Origin of the sequence: Ruegeria sp. SCSIO 43209 (assembly GCF_019904295.1) — a bacterium.
Taxonomy (GTDB): Bacteria; Pseudomonadota; Alphaproteobacteria; order Rhodobacterales; family Rhodobacteraceae; genus Ruegeria.
Window position 1 is genome coordinate 2,889,806 of the sequence record NZ_CP065359.1, and the last position, 19,674, is coordinate 2,909,479.

General features: G+C 58.2%; 21 protein-coding genes. 8 read left to right on the top strand and 13 right to left on the bottom strand.

From position 1 onward, the window contains the following. Positions 1-13: 13 nt before the first annotated feature. Both I5192_RS14465 and I5192_RS14470 read right to left on the bottom strand, forming a co-directional pair. Positions 14-1,195: an aminotransferase class I/II-fold pyridoxal phosphate-dependent enzyme gene (locus tag I5192_RS14465; RefSeq protein WP_223117130.1), complete on the bottom strand. Its 1,182-nt coding sequence runs from the start codon at positions 1,193-1,195 to the stop codon at positions 14-16. A gap of 108 nt (positions 1,196-1,303) precedes the next feature. Continuing rightward, positions 1,304-2,632: an amidase gene (locus tag I5192_RS14470; protein ID WP_223117131.1), complete on the bottom strand. Its 1,329-nt coding sequence runs from the start codon at positions 2,630-2,632 to the stop codon at positions 1,304-1,306. 88 nt (positions 2,633-2,720) lie between these two features. On the opposite strand from I5192_RS14470, the gene I5192_RS14475 reads away from it, so the two are divergent. Continuing rightward, positions 2,721-3,947, top strand: a complete 1,227-nt coding sequence (locus tag I5192_RS14475; RefSeq protein ID WP_223117132.1) for an FAD-dependent monooxygenase — start codon at positions 2,721-2,723, stop codon at positions 3,945-3,947. On the opposite strand, the gene I5192_RS14480 is transcribed toward I5192_RS14475, so the two are convergent. From I5192_RS14480 to I5192_RS14500, 5 genes are all read right to left on the bottom strand, one after another. Beyond that, on the bottom strand, positions 3,944-4,129 hold the full coding sequence (locus I5192_RS14480; protein WP_170398842.1) for a Trm112 family protein: 186 nt from the start codon (positions 4,127-4,129) through the stop codon (positions 3,944-3,946). The genes I5192_RS14475 and I5192_RS14480 overlap by 4 nt on opposite strands. Then, a complete protein-coding gene (locus I5192_RS14485; RefSeq protein WP_170398861.1) occupies positions 4,126-4,767 on the bottom strand; it encodes an LON peptidase substrate-binding domain-containing protein in 642 nt (213 codons plus the stop codon). The genes I5192_RS14480 and I5192_RS14485 overlap by 4 nt, the downstream gene beginning before the upstream one ends. 27 nt (positions 4,768-4,794) lie before the next feature. Then, complete coding sequence (locus tag I5192_RS14490) at positions 4,795-5,712, bottom strand: co-chaperone YbbN (protein ID WP_170398864.1); 918 nt, start codon at positions 5,710-5,712, stop codon at positions 4,795-4,797. An 87-nt stretch (positions 5,713-5,799) separates the two neighbouring features. Continuing rightward, positions 5,800-6,588 carry an exodeoxyribonuclease III gene (locus tag I5192_RS14495; RefSeq protein WP_170596801.1) on the bottom strand — a complete coding sequence of 263 codons (789 nt, stop codon included), beginning with the start codon at positions 6,586-6,588 and terminating at the stop codon, positions 5,800-5,802. A 318-nt stretch (positions 6,589-6,906) separates the two neighbouring features. Then, positions 6,907-7,593 carry a response regulator transcription factor gene (locus I5192_RS14500; RefSeq protein WP_170398869.1) on the bottom strand — a complete coding sequence of 229 codons (687 nt, stop codon included), beginning with the start codon at positions 7,591-7,593 and terminating at the stop codon, positions 6,907-6,909. 161 nt (positions 7,594-7,754) lie between these two features. On the opposite strand from I5192_RS14500, the gene ribA reads away from it, so the two are divergent. Then, a complete protein-coding gene (gene ribA / locus I5192_RS14505) occupies positions 7,755-8,849 on the top strand; it encodes a GTP cyclohydrolase II (protein WP_170425856.1) in 1,095 nt (364 codons plus the stop codon). After that, the gene (locus tag I5192_RS14510) at positions 8,846-9,346 is read left to right on the top strand and encodes a L,D-transpeptidase (protein WP_170406691.1); all 501 of its coding nucleotides are present in this window, start codon (positions 8,846-8,848) and stop codon (positions 9,344-9,346) included. The genes ribA and I5192_RS14510 overlap by 4 nt, the downstream gene beginning before the upstream one ends. Here the strand turns inward: I5192_RS14510 and I5192_RS14515 are convergent. Continuing rightward, complete coding sequence (locus I5192_RS14515; protein ID WP_170736262.1) at positions 9,330-9,989, bottom strand: YggS family pyridoxal phosphate-dependent enzyme; 660 nt, start codon at positions 9,987-9,989, stop codon at positions 9,330-9,332. The genes I5192_RS14510 and I5192_RS14515 overlap by 17 nt on opposite strands. Positions 9,990-10,090: 101 nt before the next feature. Then, positions 10,091-11,098: a porin gene (locus I5192_RS14520; protein ID WP_170398881.1), complete on the bottom strand. Its 1,008-nt coding sequence runs from the start codon at positions 11,096-11,098 to the stop codon at positions 10,091-10,093. 278 nt (positions 11,099-11,376) lie between these two features. On the opposite strand from I5192_RS14520, the gene I5192_RS14525 reads away from it, so the two are divergent. From I5192_RS14525 to holA, 4 genes are all read left to right on the top strand, one after another. Next, positions 11,377-11,859: a DUF3576 domain-containing protein gene (locus I5192_RS14525; protein WP_170398884.1), complete on the top strand. Its 483-nt coding sequence runs from the start codon at positions 11,377-11,379 to the stop codon at positions 11,857-11,859. Between the two features lie 72 nt (positions 11,860-11,931). Beyond that, complete coding sequence (gene leuS, locus I5192_RS14530) at positions 11,932-14,484, top strand: leucine--tRNA ligase (RefSeq protein WP_223117133.1); 2,553 nt, start codon at positions 11,932-11,934, stop codon at positions 14,482-14,484. Beyond that, positions 14,471-14,962: an LPS assembly lipoprotein LptE gene (gene lptE / locus I5192_RS14535; protein WP_170398890.1), complete on the top strand. Its 492-nt coding sequence runs from the start codon at positions 14,471-14,473 to the stop codon at positions 14,960-14,962. Before leuS ends, lptE begins: the two co-directional genes overlap by 14 nt. Beyond that, positions 14,959-15,987, top strand: coding sequence for a DNA polymerase III subunit delta (gene holA, locus I5192_RS14540; RefSeq protein WP_223117134.1), 1,029 nt, complete (start codon positions 14,959-14,961; stop codon positions 15,985-15,987). The genes lptE and holA overlap by 4 nt, the downstream gene beginning before the upstream one ends. A gap of 3 nt (positions 15,988-15,990) precedes the next feature. Here the strand turns inward: holA and I5192_RS14545 are convergent, their stop codons facing one another. Further along, the gene (locus I5192_RS14545; protein WP_223117135.1) at positions 15,991-17,169 is read right to left on the bottom strand and encodes a TIGR03862 family flavoprotein; all 1,179 of its coding nucleotides are present in this window, start codon (positions 17,167-17,169) and stop codon (positions 15,991-15,993) included. Positions 17,170-17,213: 44 nt separating this feature from the next. Here I5192_RS14545 and I5192_RS14550 point away from each other — a divergent pair, with 44 nt between their 5' ends. Further along, positions 17,214-17,510, top strand: coding sequence for an HNH endonuclease (locus I5192_RS14550; RefSeq protein WP_223117136.1), 297 nt, complete (start codon positions 17,214-17,216; stop codon positions 17,508-17,510). Here I5192_RS14550 and I5192_RS14555 read toward each other — a convergent pair whose 3' ends face one another. From I5192_RS14555 to I5192_RS14565, 3 genes are read right to left on the bottom strand one after another with little or no spacing between them, the layout of a single operon-like run. Beyond that, positions 17,511-18,248: a VOC family protein gene (locus I5192_RS14555; protein WP_223117137.1), complete on the bottom strand. Its 738-nt coding sequence runs from the start codon at positions 18,246-18,248 to the stop codon at positions 17,511-17,513. Beyond that, entirely contained in the window at positions 18,245-18,853 is a 609-nt protein-coding gene (locus tag I5192_RS14560; RefSeq protein WP_223117138.1) for an enoyl-CoA hydratase/isomerase family protein, read from the bottom strand. Before I5192_RS14560 ends, I5192_RS14555 begins: the two co-directional genes overlap by 4 nt. Then, positions 18,850-19,599: an SDR family oxidoreductase gene (locus tag I5192_RS14565; protein WP_223117139.1), complete on the bottom strand. Its 750-nt coding sequence runs from the start codon at positions 19,597-19,599 to the stop codon at positions 18,850-18,852. The genes I5192_RS14560 and I5192_RS14565 overlap by 4 nt, the downstream gene beginning before the upstream one ends. Between the last annotated feature and the right edge of the window lie 75 nt (positions 19,600-19,674).

The window sequence follows — 19,674 nt, forward strand, 5'->3', positions numbered from 1 at the left end:
TTGCCCTCGTACCTCACGAATAGATGCAGTCGCGGAGTGTAATCAGCCCGCGCTTCATCTCTGTTTTTGGGGCCACCATCGCGACCCGGATAAATTGCTCGCCCGGGTTTTGCCCCAGATCACCTTGAGAAAGATATGCACCCGGCAGAACCCGTACGCCGGTTTCCTGCCAAAGCTTCAATGCGGTTTCTTCGCCGTTTTCGACGGGTAGCCACAGGAAGAACCCGGCCTCGGGCGGCATGTAGCCCTGTACGCCTGCGAAAACCTCATCCGCGACGGCGTATTTCTCCTGATACAGCGCGCGGTTTTCCTGCACATGCGCTTCATCGGCCCAAACCTTGGCGGCGGCGGCCTGCAGTGGGGCGGGCAAAGGGGCACCCGCATAGCTGCGCAACAGTTTGACACGGCTGATTGTTTCAGGTCCACCTGCGATCAGCCCCGACCGCAGCCCGGCCAAGTTCGACCGCTTGGACAGAGAGTTGAACAGCGTGACACGTTCGGGGTCAGCACCCAGTTCCTGCGCAACGGTCAGCGCGCCAACCGGCGCGGCGTCGCGGTAGATTTCGGAATAGCATTCATCGGCAAAGATACGGAAATCGTACTTTTCAGCCAATTGAATCAGCTCGGCCCAGTAATCGCGCGAGGCGACCGCCCCCTGAGGGTTCGCGGGCGAGCAGATATAGGCTACAGCAGTACGGTTCAGAACCTCTTCGGGCAGGCCTGCATAGTCTGGCAAATGGCCAGTGGCAGCGGTTGCCGGCACGAAATATGGCTGCGCACCGACCGAAATCGAGGCAACCATGTAGACCTGATAGAAGGGGTTCGGGCACAGAATGATCGGTTGCTGCCCATTTTTCTGCTCGGGGCAGAGCGCCATTGCAGCGTTATAAAGACCCTCGCGCGTACCGTTCAGTGCCATCACATTGGCATCTGCATCCATCGACACACCATAGCGGCGGTTGATCCAATCCGTGATCGCTGCGCGCAATTCAGGTGAGCCTTCGTTCGGGGGATAGCCCTGAAACCCGGCGGCGTTTTCCATGATCACGTCAGTCACCCAAGATGGGAAATCATGCTTGGGCTCGCCAATGGTCATGTGAACGACTTCACCACCCGGCTGATGATGATCCAACAGGGCGCGCAGACGCGGAAATGCGTATTCCGGTAGGTTCGAAAACCGCTCGGGGAAATTCATGATACTGCCTCAATTTCGGGGTCATTTTGCGCCCCGTTTTATGGCAGATTACAGATCGACCCGGGCTTCGTCCAGACAAAGAGGTGCCGAATCAGGGGATTGTGGCATTCAGGTCAAAGCGCTTTCGGCTGCTGACCCGAGCCGTAACAAGGCCTCTTCCGACCCCGGATAGCCCAACATCATCAGCCCGCAACCGGGTGTTCCCGTGGGCAAAGTCAGTGCCGCAAGCCCCATCAGATTGCCGATCCGGGTGTTGCGGAGAGCCAAGAGATTTTCGGTAACATAGTAGTCATGATCATTCATCAACCGGTCGAGATTGGGCGGTAGGATCGGGGCCGTCGGCGCAAGCACGGCGTCAAAGCCCGCAGTGGCCGCATCCCAAGCCTGTCGACAAGCGGTTAGTTTCGACCAAGCGGCCACGTAATCGGGGCCGGAATAGGCCTTGCCCATTCGGAACCGTTCAAGGATTTCGGGATACATCGCTTCGGGGTTCGCTTCTATCACATCTCGCCACAAGCCGTAGGCTTCGGTTGTATAGAGCACACCCGACAGGCTCATCGCTTCGTTCAGCTCAGGCACGTCAAGCGGAACGATCTCGGCCCCGGCCTCTTTCAGGCGCACCAGCGCCTCATCATAGGCCTTAGCGGGTGCTTCGCGCAGATCGTCCTTGGCGACGTTCTGTAAATCAGCAAAGCGGCGACCGATCAATGACGCCCCGCGCAGATCAGCCGGGGCGGTGCCCTCAAGCACAGCAAGCATATGTGCGGCGTCCTCAACTGATCGCGCCAGAGGCCCAACGGTATCGAATTTCAGACACAGCGGCACGACGCCCTCAAGGCTAACGCGCCCCGCCGTGGTTTTCAGCCCCACCAGATCGTTCCAGGCCGAGGGAATCCGCACCGATCCACCCGTGTCCGAGCCAACGCCGCCTGCAGCAAGCCCCCAAGCCACCGAAGCTCCTGCACCTGAAGATGAGCCGCCCGGCACTGCGTCTTCGTCATTCACGCATGGAGGCGTAGCCGTCACAGGGTTTAGACCCAAACCCGAGAACGCCAATTCGCTCATATGCGTTTTACCCAGACAGACCGTACCCATCGCGGTCGCGTTCCGCACCACCTGCGCATCGGATTCGGGCACGCGGCCTTCCAACAGGGCCGAACCGGCCTCGGTCCCTACGCCTGCCGTGTCAAACAGGTCTTTCCAGCTGATCGGGACGCCATCCAACAAAGACCGCCGCAGGCCAAGCTTGGCCCGCTCTTGCGCCGCAAGGGCCTCGGCGCGGGCGCGATCGTGGGTCACCCGGGCATAGATCCGATCGCGATGTGGATGGGCGTCAATCGCGCTCAGATAAGTTTCTGTCAGTTCAACCGGATCGATCTGCCCCATTCCGATACCACGGCCCAAATCACATGCCGTCATGGTCAGCCAGTCTTGCATCCGGTCCCCTCCCGAGTAGTTCCGTGATCGGACGGTAGCGACAGGACCGCACATGGACAATCCCGAAAGGGCGCGCATATTGCAGCACATGGAACACAGATCCGATATCCTGATCGTTGGTGGTGGCCTGAACGGCCCTGCCCTTGCGCTGGCGCTGGCCCAGACCGGGCATTCAGTCGTGGTTGTTGACGCTCTGGCAGAGAAAGTGCGCAAGAATGCGGCCTTCGACGGGCGCGCCTATGCGCTGGCATTGGCGTCGCAACGTCTGCTCGACGCGATAGGCGTTTGGGAAAAGGTGGAAGAGCGCGCCCAGCCGATGCTGGAGATCAAGGTAACGGATGGCCATGCCGGTGCCGGACCTTCCCCGTTCTTCATGCATTTTGATCATGCCGAGATCGAAGAAGGCCCGATGGGCTATATGGTTGAAGATCGCCACCTGCGGCGGGCTTTTCTGGAGGCCATGACCGAACAAGACGGGATTACCGAAATCAGCGGCAAAACGGTCGTGTATCAGGACATCTCGGCAAACGGGACAACGCTGACGCTAGATGACGGTGCCACCTTGTCCGGCAGCCTACTGGTGGGTTGCGATGGCCGCCGCAGCGGCACCGCTATGCGCGCCGGAATCAAACGAACCGGCTGGGACTATGGCCAGACCGCTCTGGTCTGCGCCATTGAACACGAGCTACCGCATCACGGTATCGCCCATCAGTTCTTCATGCCCCCCGGCCCGTTGGCGATTCTGCCGCTGACAGGGAACCGCAGTTCCATCGTCTGGAGCGAACGCACTGAGACGTCCGCGCAGATCAATGCGCTGCCCGAGGCAGATTACCTACAAGTTCTGCGCCCGCGCTTTGGCGATTTCCTGGGGGATATCCGCCTGCAGGGTGACCGGTTCACATACCCGTTGAACCTGACCATCGCCAATTCCTTCATCTCGGACCGGTTGGCTTTGGTCGGAGACGCCGCCCATGGCATGCACCCCATCGCCGGGCAAGGCCTGAACGCAGGCCTGCGTGATGTCGGTGCATTGGCCGAGGTTCTGACCCTTGCGGGACGACGTGGCGAGGATATCGGATCAACGCTTGTGCTGGAGCGCTATCAAGAGTGGCGCCGGTTCGACACAGCCTCGCTTGCGATGGCGACTGATGTGTTCAACAAGCTGTTTTCGAACGACAATCCCCTGCTCCGCATAGGTCGGGATATTGGAATGGGTATTGTCGGGTCGCTGCCCGGACTGCGCCGAGGCTTTGTGCGCGAAGCGGCAGGTTTGACCGGCGATCTACCTAAGCTGCTGCAGGGACACCCGATCTAGTCCAGCTCTCGGGCCTCATCCACTAGCATCACTGGAATACCGTTGCGGATTGGAAAGGCCAGAGCGGCGGCTTTTGACACCAGCTCTTGCCGTTCGGCATCATAGTGCAGCGTCGTGTGGGTCTGCGGACAAATCAACGCCTCAAGCATATGGCGGTCAAAGGCGTGTTCGGTATCGCTCATTGCAGTTTTTCCTCATTCGATCCGCCGCGCATGGCGAATTCAATCAATGTCACCAATGTCTCGCGCCGGGTGCGCAGGCAGGGGGCCTCAAGCAGGGCTTGCTTTTCCTCGGGGTCAAACTCTAGCATCATTGACAGGGAATTGACCAAAAGCTCGTCATCGGCATCTTTCATCGTGTCCCAATCGGTGGACAACTGACGGGACGAAAAAAACCGTTCCAACAGCCGCAGGAACCTGTTCCGATCAAAACCGTCATCTACCTCGGCCTTGCCCAGATCACGGTCAAACCCGTCCCAAGACACCGAAACCCGGCGATACGGGGTGAAACTGTCCAACTCTGATTTGACCCTGAACCGAGAGATTCCCGTCAGCGTAATCAGATACCTGCCGTCTTCGGTCTCGGAAAACTGGGTGACCCGTCCAGCGCATCCAATCTGGTGCAACTTAGTTTCGTCCCCCTGACAGGTATTCGGTTGAACCATCCCGATCAGGCGTTCTTGCGTTTTCAGCGCGTCGTCCAGCATCTGCAGGTAGCGCGGCTCAAAAATATGCAGCGGCAGGCGAGACCGTGGCAGCAGCAGCGCTCCGGGCAAGGGGAAAACGGATACCGTTTCCGGCAAATCGGCAGGATGCATCATGTACCCGAGTTTAGTTCTGATCGGAGATTAGGCAAATATCATCGAGCTGAGCTTGCGCCGCCCGTTCAGAACAATCGGGTCATTGGGCTTGAGCGCATCGAAAATTGTGAAGAGCTGCGCCTTTGCTGCCCCATCATTCCACTCGCGATCGCGGCGGAACAATTCCAACAGTTGAGCCACTGCCTCTTCGACATCGCCATTGGCATGCAGGGCCTGCGCCAGATCGAAACGGGCTTGATGGTTGTCTGGCTCGGCCTCAACTGTTGCAGTCAACTCACCTACCGGACCAGCATCTGCAGCCTGCTTGGCCAATTCCAGTTGCGCATGGGCCGCTTCAACCTCGGGTGAAGTGGAAATCTCGGCAGGCGCACCATTGAGGATCGCCTCAGCCTGATCCAGATCCCCCGATGCAATATGCGCGCGCACCAACCCGCCATAAGCGGCGGCGTGATTGGGGTCTTCACCCAGTATGGCGGCAAAAGTCTGTGCCGCGTCTACAGCGGCCCCCTCGGTCAACATTTCTTCGGCAGCCTGCACAGCATCATCCAGTTGACCACCCGGGCTTTCACCGCCCGCGGCTTCGATCACACGATCGATAAAGGCCTTGATCTCGGACCCTGGCAAAGCGCCCTGAAACCCGTCGATCGGTTGGCCTTTGTGAAATGCATAGACCATCGGAATCGACTGGATGCGCAGTTGTCCTGCAATCATCTGCGCTTCGTCCACGTTGATCTTGACCATCTTGACCGCACCCTTGGCAGCGGTCACGGCCTCTTCCAACGCCGGGCCCAGCGTTTTGCAGGGGCCGCACCAAGGCGCCCAGAAGTCAACGATGATCGGCGTCTCTTGTGAGGCTTCGACCACATCGGCCATGAAGGTGGCCTCGGTCCCGTCTTTAATCAGATCAGTGGCTTGGGGGCTGCCTGCGCCGTTCAGAAGGTCCATGGCTTATACTCTCTGGTTCGAACTTGCGCCCTATATGCAGCCCAATGCGGCAGAAACCAAGGGGAGAGTTCGGCGAATTTGCTTCGGTCAGACGTCAAACGTGGCAAATACCGGGGCATGATCACTGGGTTTTTCCCATCCGCGCGCGTCGCGCAGAATGCGGCTGGAATGACCCGCGTTCGAGATATCGGGCGTAGCCCACACATGATCCAGCCTGCGTCCCTTGTCGGCGGCATCCCAATCTCGTGCCCGATAAGACCACCAGCTGTATAGCTGGCCCTCGGGAATATCCTGCCGGGTGATATCGACCCAGCCACCTGCATCCTGAGTCTCGGCCAGCGTTTCAACCTCGATCGGCGTATGTGAAACCACCTTCAGCAACTGCTTGTGCGACCAGACATCATCTTCGCGGGGCGCAATATTCAGATCGCCCACCAGAATGGACTTTTTCGGCTTTTCCGCACGGAACCAATCTCGCATGTCAGCGAGGTAATCCAGCTTTTGGCCAAACTTCTCGTTCACTTCGCGATCCGGCACGTCGCCCCCAGCGGGGACATAGAAATTATGAATGGTTACGCCATTCTCCAACCGCCCCGCAATGTGTCGCGCATGACCCAGACCCGCGAAATCCTTATCCCCTACTTCCTCAAGCGGAAGGCGCGACAGTATGGCGACGCCGTTATACCCCTTCTGGCCCCGCGCAATCATATGCGTATAGCCCAGCTCGGCGAACCCTTCGGTCGGGATTTTGTCGACCGGCGATTTGCATTCCTGTAGACACAGCACATCCGGTGCCTCTTCCTGCAGCAATTTCAGAACGATAGGCTCGCGCAGGCGGACCGAATTGATGTTCCATGTGGCAAGGGTGAAGGGCATATCCGGGGGTTCCTTTGTCGAAGTTGCCGCAGGTTAGCGCGGCGCCAAGCGAGGTGCCATCGAAAAACAAAGCAATGTTGCCTGACCCGGCGGTTACGGAAACTTGCAAAGTTTCCGGTCCGATTTCATTGAATGAAATCGGATGCCCGGTGCCGATATCGCCCTGCACGATACAGTTGCACCCTACGAAAAAAGCCGGGCCATCAGGCCCGGCAGTCCAACAGGGAGGTGCATGTCATAACCCGGACATGCGCGGGTTGGGAGTAATCTAAAGATGCCTACAGAGTATCACTTTGATCCAAGTCAATCCACCATTAGTCAAGCAACAAGGCGATATCCGCCCGATTCTGTGACCAAAAGGCGTGCATTCGACGGGTCGGGTTCAATCTTCTGACGCAGACGATAGATATGGGTTTCAAGGGTGTGTGTTGTAACGCCCGCGTTGTAACCCCAGACTTCGTGCAGCAAAACATCACGTGCAACGACGCCGTCAGTTGATCGATAGAGGAACTTGAGAATGTTAGTCTCTTTCTCGGTCAGGCGGATCTTGCGATCATCTTCGGTCATCAGCATCTTCATGGCCGGTTTGAAGGTGTAGGGCCCCAGAACAAAGACCGCATCCTCGGATTGTTCATGCTGGCGCAGTTGGGCCCGAATCCGGGCCAGAAGAACCGGAAATTTAAAAGGCTTGCTGACATAATCATTAGCGCCAGCATCAAGGCCCAGGATCGTATCAGCATCGCTGTCGTGCCCAGTCAGCATCAGCACCGGGCTTTTGACGCCCTGCTTGCGCATCAGGCGACACAGCTCACGGCCATCGGTATCCGGCAGGCCGACATCCAGAATCACCAGATCGTATATTGCTTCGCGCGCGCGTTCCATTGCCGACGCGCCATCGGACGCCTCGAACACGTCAAAGTCTTCGGTCATGACAAGTTGCTCGCTGAGCGCCTCGCGCAGGTCTTCGTCGTCATCCACCAGCAGGATTTTCTTGAGCTGAGCCATGTACGGTCCTCCTAAGTCTTTTCCATCACTTGCGTATGAAGAATGCAATCAGCAAGATTTACTGCAGTCGTCTCACGCCCTCGTGTCTGACGCCGAGGAAATGTTTCACATTTTCCAGTGATCGGGGTAGGACAGGGTCTGATCGTTTCAAGGTAAACTGCATGAGTCTCACTCCCGACATCACCGAATTGCTGGCACGGGCGCGGGCTGACCTGCGTATGGGTGTTCCCGTTGTTCTGACCGACGAACTGGGATTTGGAGTACTCGCATTCGCCACCGAGACCCTGAGCCCGCAAAGGTTGGCCGATTTGCGCGGCTTGGGCGGGGATCCCGTTGTCGCCATCACGGTTCGGCGCGCTGAAACACTTAAAGCGCGTGCATATGACGGCGATCTTGCTCGCGTCATGATCCCGGCGGATGCTGGGCTGAGCTGGGTGCAGGCGGTGGCCGACCCGTCCGATGATCTGAACGCCCCGATGAAGGGCCCGCTGATGACCGAACGGCAAGGCAGCGCAAATCTGCACCGGATCGCTATTGCGTTGGCCAAGTCGGCGCACTTGCTTCCGGCCGCCGTCGTCGCCCCTATTCAAGACGGGCGCGAATTTGCGGCAGATCATGGTCTGACCTGCATTGACCATGCCCGGGCCGCGCCACATCTGACAGATCGCAGTGCTCTGCACCCTGTCGTCGCCGCACGCCTGCCGATGGAAGTGTCGGAGGCCGGGCGCCTGCATGTATTCCGCCCCGAAGATGGTGGAGAGGAACACTATGCGGTTGAAATCGGTCGCCCTGACCGCGACAAGCCCGTCCTCGCGCGGCTGCATTCGGCCTGTTTCACGGGCGATCTCATGGGCAGCCTGAAATGTGACTGTGGCCCGCAACTGCGCGGGGCCTTGGCCCAGATGGGGGACGAGGGTGCGGGCGTCCTGCTCTATCTGAATCAGGAAGGGCGTGGGATCGGGCTTGCCAACAAGATGCGCGCCTATTTTCTTCAGGATCAGGGATTTGACACAGTCGAGGCCAATCACCGGCTTGGATTCGAAGACGATGAACGGGATTTCAGGCTCGGCTCGGATATCCTGAAATCGCTAGGCTTCAATTCGGTCCGTCTACTGACCAACAACCCTGCAAAAATCGCGATGATGGAACGCACAGGTATCGCCGTCACCGAACGTGTTCCGTTGAAAGTAGGTGAAACAGATTTCAACCGCGCGTATCTGGCGACCAAAGCGGCAAAGTCAGGCCACCTGCTGTGACACCAAGCGATCTGGTTCTTACACCACGTGGCATTCGGTTTCTCGGGCACCTGTTCCCCTGCGCTATAGGCAAAGGGGGCTTGAGCCCAACCAAGCAGGAAGGTGACGGAACAACACCAACAGGTGTGCATCACATTGTGGGTATGCTCTATCGCGCAGACCGAATGCCACGGCCGGCGCATTGGGCACGACCGATCGGACCGCGCGATTTATGGTCAGACGACGTAGAGGACGATGCGTATAACCATTTGGTGCGGGCGCCTCATGATTTCAGTCACGAAAAACTGCGTCGCCCAGATCCGCTTTATGACCTGATCTTGATAACCGATTGGAACTATCCCAATTCAGAACCCAGCCGGGGATCGGCCATCTTCCTGCATCAATGGCGACGCCCACGGTTTCCGACCGAAGGCTGCATCGCATTCAGGCGCGACCACCTACGTTGGATTGCCCAAAAAATCACGCCGGGCACACGGCTTATCATCCCTGAGGCTTAACCCGCGCCCCGAAAATGGCAGACCCAACACGGACGTGTGTGGCACCCAAGGCGATTGCCGATTCAAAATCACTGCTCATTCCCATCGACAAACCCTTCAGCCCATTCCGCTCTGCGATTTTTGCCAATAACGCGAAGTGCAACGCGGGTTCTTCTTCAACCGGTGGAATGCACATCAAACCTCGGACGGGCAGGTCCAGGCTGCGGCACTCAGCAATGAACGCATCAGCATCTTGTGGAAGAGTACCGGCTTTCTGATCCTCTTCGCCTGTGTTGATCTGTATAAAAAGATCAGGGCACTTACCCATCTCTTGCGCCAATCGCGCCAATGTTTTGGCGAGCTTTGGTCGATCAACTGAATGGATGGCATTGCAAAGCTCAATCGCCTGCCGTGCCTTGTTTGTTTGCAATGGACCGATCAGATGCAGATCGATGTCCGGAAAACTCTCGCGAAATGCAGGCCATTTGCCAGCGGCTTCCTGCACACGGTTTTCTCCGAAACACCGGTGGCCCTGCTTCAATACGGCTTCGACCCGGTCGTTAGGTTGCACCTTGGAAACCGCGATTAATTGCACCGAGCCTTCGGCGCGTCCTGCCGCAGATTCAGCTTTGGCTATTCGATCGGTGATTTCTTGCAGCGACATGGGTCCCTCATTCTGCGTTTGCAGCAGCAAAACACCATGTGGCGGCAAAAGAAAAGGGCAGGTCCGAAGACCTGCCCTTGAACCTTGTGGTTCAGACCAACTTAGAAGTTGAACTGAGCACCAAAGTCGGCACGCAGCTGGCTGTCGCCGTCGCCACGCTTCTGGTTGCCGATACCACCGCGCAGCGATGCACCGCCACCCAGGTCGTAGATGGCACCGATGCCGTACTGCTGCAGATCGTCGTCTGCCGAACCGTCACCGTAAGCGAAGGTCAGAGTGGTTGCCGCGCCCAGGTTGTAGGCTGCCGACAGACCGTATGCGGTGCCGTTGCGGTCATCGTTTGCAACGTCATCGTCTGCGACGAACAGAGTACCGGAGAAGTCACCGAATTCTGCACCCAGGGTCAGAACGGTCAGGCTCTGCTTGTCGGCGTCGCCCAGACCGCTGGTCTGACCGTAGGCCAGAGCGGCAGTCACGTTACCGAAGGTGTAGGTCGCGCTGATGTCCCAGCGGTCTGCATCATCAGTGTCCGCACCCGCAACAGCTTCGTCAGCAAATGTGCGCTGGTCATACGACGCGCCGAAGGCGAAGTCGCCAACTGCGTACTGGAAGAACACAGCGTTTGCGCCCGAACCGGTCGACGAGTACGCCAGGAAGTCATAGTCGACGCCCGAGTACTGACCAATGAAGCTTTCCAGGCCAGGCTCGTTACCGTAGTAGTTTGCCAAGTTGTCGAACGAACCGGCTACGTTACCGGCGTCAACACGCAGACCACCGAAGATGACCGAGAAGCGTGCGCCGTTCAGGCCAGCGGAGTTTGCTTCGCCGTTGCCGGCATCTTCGTCTGCCTGCAGACGAACACGGCCTTCAAAGCGAACGCCACCGTCAGTTTCAACGATTCCGTCGATGTTCAGACGGAAGCGCGAGACCAGGATGGTTTCGTCGGTTTCTACGCCGGTCGCTTCACCACCACCAATTGCGTCAACGGTACCTGTACGGTCTTCCAGGTATCCCAGACCAAAGCGGCCGTAACCGCTGAACTTTACTTCGGCCGCTGCAACACTTGCGGTTGCAATCAGTGCGGTCGTTGCGAAGAGAACTTTTTTCATCTTGTTTCCCTCGGTTTCAAAGATTTTCTACTCGACACATGCAAAGCACGCGTCTCAGCACGGACACCGTTTCGCTTTTTTTGCCCCCGTTGCGCAAGCTTGGCATAAACGCAAAGACGTCATTCGGCCCAAATTGGTGCAAGGATGCCACAGTCGAATTCAACGGATCGCGCGGTTCGCGCGAGTCGATCATAAAAGAATAGGGTTGTTGCTGTACGGGTCCTTGTCTAGGAGTATCACTCGACAGAGCAAAACAAGTGACACGGGACCTTCCAACGATGCGCCGTATTACGATTCCAGGTTTGATCATGGTAACGGCTGCCTTATCAGCCTGCGGAGGGCCACCGCCTGGCGATGCAAGTGTGTTGACCGCTGATGGCAGCTCGACAGAGGAACGCGAACTGAATGACCCGAATCGTTCGACGATCTGGGACGTATTCGGCCCGAACACCTCAGAGCAGGTCACTCAGGTAAATCGCTATCTGTGGGCCGCATCGCTGGATGTACTGAATTTCTTGCCGATCCAAGAGGTCGATCCGTTTACCGGAGTGATCGTAACGGGTTATGGCACACCGCCCGGCGGCGGGCGTTCCTATCGCGCGACAGTTCACATCAGTGATCCCGCTTTGGAAGCGCGTTCTTTGTCCGTAGCTCTTCAGACCAGTGGCGGTTCTCCGGTCAGCGCTGCAACGTCGCGCGCCGTCGAAGATGCGATCCTGTCTCGCGCGCGTCAGCTACGCATTGCGGACAACAAGTTCTAGAAACCCGACAAAAATCACACTATTACCACGCCGGGTTCCTACCCGGCGTTTTCATTCACGAAGGACCGCATGATGTCGCGCTACTCGGCCAACGAAATCGAAGCAAAATGGCAGGAGGCCTGGGACAAGGCCGGAATCTTCACCGCCAATCACAAGGCGGACAAGCCGAAATACTATGTGCTTGAGATGTTCCCCTACCCGTCTGGCCGTATCCACATGGGGCATGTACGCAACTACACGATGGGTGATGTGATCGCCCGCCACAAGCTCGCAACCGGTCATAACGTGCTGCACCCGATGGGCTGGGACGCGTTCGGGATGCCTGCGGAAAACGCCGCAATGGCCAGTGGTGGCCACCCCAAAGATTGGACCTACGGCAATATCGCCGACATGCGCGGACAGATGAAGCCGCTGGGCCTGTCGATCGACTGGTCTCGTGAATTCGCCACCTGTGATCCGGAATACTACGGCCAGCAGCAGGCTTTGTTCCTGGATATGCTCGAGGCCGGTCTGGTCTATCGCAAGAACGCCGTGGTGAACTGGGACCCGGTCGATATGACCGTTTTGGCCAATGAACAGGTAGAAAACGGCCGTGGCTGGCGTTCAGGCGCCTTGGTTGAGCGTCGCGAGTTGACTCAGTGGTTTTTCAAGATTTCCGATTATTCCGAGGAACTGCTCGACGCGCTGGATACGCTGGATAACTGGCCCGCCAAGGTACGCCTGATGCAAGAGAACTGGATCGGCAAGTCCCGTGGCCTGCAATTCGGGTTCGAACGCACCGATGGAGGTGAGCCGATCACCGTCTACACGACACGGCCCGATACGCTGATGGGCGCGTCGTTTGTTGGCATCTCGCCCGATCATCCGATTGCCAAGCAGCTTGAGGCAGAAAACCCGAAAGTCGCTGAATTCGTTGCCGAATGCCGCAAGGGCGGCACCACCGAAGAGGCGATCGAAACCGCCGAAAAGCTGGGTTATGACACCGGCATACGTGTTAAACATCCACTCGACCCCAGCTGGGAGCTGCCGGTCTGGATCGCCAACTTTATCCTGATGGACTATGGCACCGGCGCCATCTTTGCCTGCCCAGCTCATGATCAACGTGACCTCGATTTCTGTCGCAAATACGGCCTGCCTGTGGTCGACACATTCTTTGCACTGGATGATGACACTCCAGTCGACAAGATCGCGTTTGTTCCACCGAAAACCGAGAAAGTCCGCTGGGTGAATCATTTTGCGGGTCTCACCGAGGCAACGGGTGACGAGGCCATCAATGCCACCGTTGATTTCGCCGAAAAGGCCGGTTGGGGTGAAGGTGTTACCAAATACCGCCTGCGCGATTGGGGGCTCAGCCGCCAGCGCTATTGGGGCTGCCCGATTCCTGTTGTGCATTGTGATCAATGCGGCACGGTCCCCGAGAAGAAAGATAATCTGCCGATCGAGCTGCCTTATGATGACGGCAACGGCAAACCCATAGATTTTTCGATCCCCGGCAACCCGCTGGACCGCCACCCCAGCTGGCGCGACACCCCTTGCCCTTCCTGCGGCGCTCCAGCCAAGCGGGAAACTGACACGATGGACACATTTGTCGATTCGTCGTGGTACTTCGCCCGTTTCACCGCCCCGCGCGCTGAAACACCCACCGATCTTGCCGAAGCCGAGTATTGGATGAATGTCGACCAATATATCGGTGGGATCGAGCATGCGATTCTGCACCTGCTCTATTCGCGCTTCTTCGCGCGGGCGATGAACATCACTGGTCATTTGCCAAAGAAAGCGATTGAGCCGTTCAACGCGCTGTTCACTCAAGGCATGGTGACTCATGAAATTTATCAGACACGCGACGCCAACGGTCGCCCGGTCTATCACCTGCCCGAGGACGTGACCGACGGCAAACTGACCGACGGCACCGTGGTTGAAATCATCCCCTCAGCCAAAATGTCCAAGTCGAAAAAGAACGTCGTCGATCCGGTCAGCATCATCTCGGCCTTTGGTGCGGATACTGCGCGCTGGTTTGTTCTGTCCGACTCCCCACCTGAGCGCGACGTGGAATGGACCGCGTCGGGCGCCGAAGCCGCGTTCAAACATCTCAGCCGCGTGCACCGCATCGCCGCAGAAATCGCAGAATCAGATCTGCCGGCCACTGCAGATGACGAAACGCTGCTACGTGAGATGCACAAAGCCATTCATGACGTATCGGGCGGGGTCGAATCCTTTGGCTTTAACGCATCTATCGCAAAGCTTTATGCATTCACTAACACGCTTGCCAAATCCAAAGCGGGCTCTGCAGTCAAGCGCGAGGCAGCCAAGACATTGGCGCAGCTGATGTCGCCGATGACGCCACACTTGTCCGAAGAACTTTGGCAGATGCTGGGCGGAGAAGGCCTGGTTGCAACCGCGCCCTGGCCCATCGCGGATGAGACGATGCTGATCGATGACACCATAACCCTGCCGATTCAGATCAACGGCAAGCGTCGGGCCGAGATCAGCGTAGCCAAAGATCTGGATAAAGCAGAGGTTGAAAAAATCGCCCTCAGCACCGAAGCTGTGCAAAAGGCGCTGGATGGCGCTGCACCGAAGAAAGTGATCGTTGTTCCGGGCCGGATCGTTAATGTCGTCGTTTGATCGTAGAACCCTGTTATTGATGCCGCTGGCGCTCGCCGCTTGCGGGTTCGAGCCGGTTTATGCGCCCGGAGGATCAGGCTCGGCCTTGGATGGCAAGGTCGAGGTGTCCGCACCAAATACGGTCGAAAGCTTTCTGCTGGTCCAAAACCTGGAACGTAAATTAGGTCGAAGCGCGACCTCGGGCAACGAATACAAGCTGGATGTCGGGGTATCGACGGTAACCCGCAGGGCCTCGATTACCACAGCGAATGAAACTAATCGCTATACGATCGACGGGAATGCGACTTACGCGCTGAAATCCAATGCGACCGGGCAAATCATCGCCTCGGGCAACGTTACCGAATTTGTCGGTTATTCTGCTGCGGGCTCAACTGTGTCGACGCTGGCCGATGAGCGTGATGCGACCGAGCGGCTGATGGTGATTCTAGCCGATCAGATCGTGAACCGCCTCTACGCCACACCGGGCCTGTCCACATGAAGTTGAGCCCGCGTGAGGCTGAAGGGTATTTTTCCAAGCCGGACGCGGACAAAGCCGGATTGCTGATCTACGGGGCGGACGCGATGCGCGTTGCGTTGAAGCGTCAACAGGTGCTGGCGGCTTTGCTGGGGCCTGGCGCCGAAGAGGAAATGCGCCTGACCCGCATTCCCGGAAGCGATCTACGCAGCGATCCGGCCCTGTTGCTGGACGCGGTCAAGACTGTCGGATTTTTCCCCGGTCCCCGCGCGGTGTTTGTTGAAGACGCCACCGATGTCGCAGCGCCTGCGATTCTCACAGCCCTTGAAGACTGGGATCATGGCGATGCACAGATCATCGTGACGGCCGGGCAGCTCAAACCCAGCTCGAAAATCCGCAAAGCATTCGAAGCGAACCCTGCCGCATACGCTGTTGGCATCTACGATGACCCGCCCTCGCGCGCCGAGGTGGAGCGCATTCTGGCGCAAGCCGGATTGAAGAATATTCCGCGCGATTCGATGTCGGCGCTTAGCGAACTTGCAATGGCGCTCAGCCCTGGTGATTTCACTCAATCAGTTGAGAAACTGTCGCTTTACAAACGCGGTGACGCCGGTGAACTGACGATTGAAGACATTGAAGCCTGTGCGCCGCGGTCGACCGAGGCGGCGCTGGATGATGTATTGAACGTCGTTGCCGAGGGCCGGGCACAGGAAATCGGCCCCCTTATCCGACGCCTGCAGGCGCAGGGCACCAACGGGGTCACCTTGTGTATTGGGGCGACGCGGCATTTCCGAACGCTCTATGCCTGCGCATCCGACCCTGGAGGCGCGGCGCAGGGAATCGGCAAGCTGCGTCCTCCGGTCTATGGCAAACGACGTGACCGGATCCTGAGGCAGGCTCAGGGATGGGGGGCGCCCAAGCTGCAGACCGCTTTAACCGTCCTTACAGATACGGACCTATCCTTGCGCTCGGCAGGTCAAACCGCACCTGCGATGGCACTGGTCGAGCGTGCCATGATCCGTCTGGCGATGCTGGCCCGATCGGGTTAAGGCCTAGCGCGCCAACCACGTTGCCGCCGACTGACCGGCCCAACGTCCCGTCGCCAGACAGGCGGTCAGAAGATAACCACCGGTCGGGGCTTCCCAATCCAGCATCTCGCCCGCGCAAAAAACGCCCGGACATGCAGTCAGCATCAAACCGCTGTCCACGGCACCCGATGCTACCCCGCCAGCGGTTGAGATCGCCTCTTCCATCGGGCGTAGCCCAGCATACCTGATGGGCAGGTTTTTCAGCGCACCGATCCATTGCGTTTGCTTCAATGCGCGGCCCTTAGTCATTTCGTGGAACAAAGCTATCTTTTGCGGAGACAGACGCAAACCATTCTTCAACCAATGCGAAAGCGTTGCCTTTGATTTCTTCGCGTCCAATCGCGCCTGCATCCCTTCAGCCGTCACATCCGGGACGAGATCCACAAACAGTGGCGTCCCCGCCCGCAGCGCAGGAGTCAGGGCATACATACCACCACCTTCCAAGCCTTTTGCGGAAATAGTGGCCTCACCACGGCTATCCAGATCGCCCGCCATCCACCGCACCGACTTGAGCGCCGCGCCAAAATGTGGCTGCATATAGGGGCTCCAATCGACTGACAGAGCGGCGTTAGCCGGTGCAAACGGTGTTAGATCAACTCCGCTGTCTGCAAGCCATTGGGCCCAAGCCCCATCCGAACCCAACCGCGCCCAGCTGGCACCTCCCAATGCCAAAACCGTCGCGCCGGGCGAGCAAAACTGCATGCCATCTGGCGTCTCAAAAGCCAACGCGCCACCTTGCCATCCCTGCCAGCGCCAGCGTGTCCTGATCTGAACACCGGCCTGATCCAATCTGGCCAGCCAGGCCCGCAGCAAGGGTGAGGCCTTCATGACTTTCGGAAACACCCGCCCGGTAGAGCCCGTGAACATCTCTTGCCCAAGATCACCGGCCCAAGCCTTCACCGCCTGTGCGTCAAACGCTTGTATCATCGGATGCAACCAATCCTTTGCATCCCCGTATGCGCCCATAAGCATGTCAAAAGGCTCATCCTTGGTCAGGTTCAGGCCGGACTTACCCGCCATCAGGAATTTACGCGCGACAGACGGCTTGGCTTCGGCCACTACAACCTCGTGCCCGGCGGCGGCAAGCTGTTCGGCGGCCATTAGCCCCGCTGGCCCTGCTCCGATGACCATGGTTTGCGCCATTGTGTCCCTCTTGCCCTGTACACGCATCAGCGCGAAGTTAGGTCATGGCAAATTCCGATCCGATCTGCCCGCTCTGCAACCGTCCGATCCCCGAAGGTGGTGGAAGCCTGCACCATCTGATCCCAAAACTTAAGGGAGGCAAGGGCGGGCCCACGGTTTTATTGCATCAGATATGCCACAAAGAGATTCACGCGACACTGACCGAGGCCGAACTGGCGCGTGACTTCCACACTGTCGATGCACTGCGCAAACATCCGAGGCTTGAGAAGTTCCTGAATTGGGTGAGCAAACGCCCGCCGGGGTTTCGCTCAAAAGTGCCGGGCAAACGGCGCAGACGTTGATCAGGCCGGAAGCCAGGGATCACCGAACACATCCTTTTTCGGGTCGGTCAGCCCTTCAACCTCGATCCCAAGATAATCCGGCACCGGAGCAAACCGAGCGTTCGGAATATGCTGGTATTCCAACGTGGTATATGGGCGCTTCCACAGCCATTCGCGATTCTCAACCGCCCAGAGATCGGGGTTGGGAGGCTCCTCTGCGGTGAACGCATAGAAATGCAAATCGAACCCGTGAGGTTCGACATCCTGCAGAGACAGCAAAGACAGTCCCATGGATCGGCAAAACGCATCTTCGGTTGCAATATCGCCGGTTCGCAAAGTGATCTGGCCGATACAGGCCTTCGCGAAGGGGGCGTCCGGGCTTGTAGCATCAACCGGTCGGTTGCCCTCGAAATCCTGCTGCAGCAGTTCAATGGCAAACCCTTCGGGGTCATTCAGATGGCACATATAGCCGATATCCAGAAACTGCCGCGGCGCGCTGACCGGGATACCCTTCTGGCGCAGGTGTTCTGCGGCAAGATCAACATCCGGCAACGTGATCCCGATCTTCCAATACCGCTGCCCCGGATCATGACGGTAGCCCCCGCCGCCCGGCATCAGCAACAGATCGGCATCCTGACCGGAATATCCAAGACGACGATTGGCGCCTTCAACCCTGACAGACATGCCAAGCGCATCACGATAAAACGCCGCCAAAGCATCCGGGTCCGCCACCCGCAATCGGAGCGCGGCCAACCTCATGGGCACAATCCGGCTATGCCCGCAGCAACCGACGGATCTGCGGACAGGCTGTCGGCTACAAGTTCTTGTGCAGTTGGTATCAAATGTTCGGGCTCAACCACCCGATCAACCAGCCCAAAGCTATAAGCTTCTTCTGCAGAAATCTTCTGTCCAGCCATCAGCATAAGCCGGGTTCTGGCCGGACCGATCAACTCTGCCATCCGCTTGGGATCCGAGGGCTGCGGCAAGAATCCCAGCTTCATGACCGGGTAAAAGAACTTGGCCGAGGGCACTGCGATACGCAGGTCACAGGCCAGCACCATACCGTTCGCTCCACCGGCCAAAGTGCCGTTGAGCGCGGCCACCGTCAGACAGGGCAAGGCGGCAATGGCACCCGACAACCTCTCCCAAAGATCGGAGGTCGCAAGGCCCGCCCGCGCTTCTTCAAGATCGGCGCCCGCACTGAAGACCCGGCCCGCCCCCGTCAGGATCAATGCACGTGCCTCGGTCGCCGCCTCTGCGATGCGAACCAATTCGCTTAGCATCGCTGAGGTCAGCGCATTGGCCTTGTCCGGATTGTTCAACGTGACGGTCCACAACCCATCATCCTGTGTCAGTTCGATCACGTCAGCCCGACCCTTTTTCGGATGTCTTCGTTGCGAAGCGATATTTCGGTCCCCAAGAACTCATCCGCATCTGCCGAGCACATCCACATCAACGCCCGCGCGGGCCAGTCTGCGGGGATGTGATCGTCCCAATCCAGCTGACTTACTGGATTGATTCCGCTGGCCTTGATCACCCGCTGCATATCTGTGGCCACAGTTCCCGGGGACAGGCCCATTGCGCGAATACCGTGATGCGCCTCTTCCAGATGCAGGCATTCGGTCAGCATCTTGGCCCCGGCTTTTGATGCGCAATAGTGGCTCCAGGCTTCGACCGGGTTCGACGCGGCACCGGACGAGACTGTCAGAACGGTCCCGCCGCCTGCTGCCCGCATGATGGGCAGGACGGCACGCATTCCATGAAAGACACCCTTCAAGTTGATGTCGATTGCTTGGCTCCAGGCCCGGGTGTCGGCATTCGAAAGATGAAAGATCGGATCAATGACGCCCGCGTTCCCGATTAGCACATCCAGCTTGCCGAACCGGTCGATGCAATCGGCAACTGTCTGTTCGACCTGGGAAAAATCGCTGACGTCGCAGGCCAGCGCCATGGCATTTTCACCCAATGCCGCAGCCAGAGCGTCAATCTGATCGCGGCTGCGTGCGACCAAGGCCACATTGGCCCCAGCTGCGGCAAAAACGCGCCCGGCTTCCGCTCCGATGCCTCGGCTTGCCCCTGTGATCAGTACCGTTTTCCCTTGCATATGCATCGTTTAAATCCCTGCATTTGAAATTGTCTTAACTCGTACCCTGCAAATGGGGAATTGGTCCACCCCTTCCCCCTT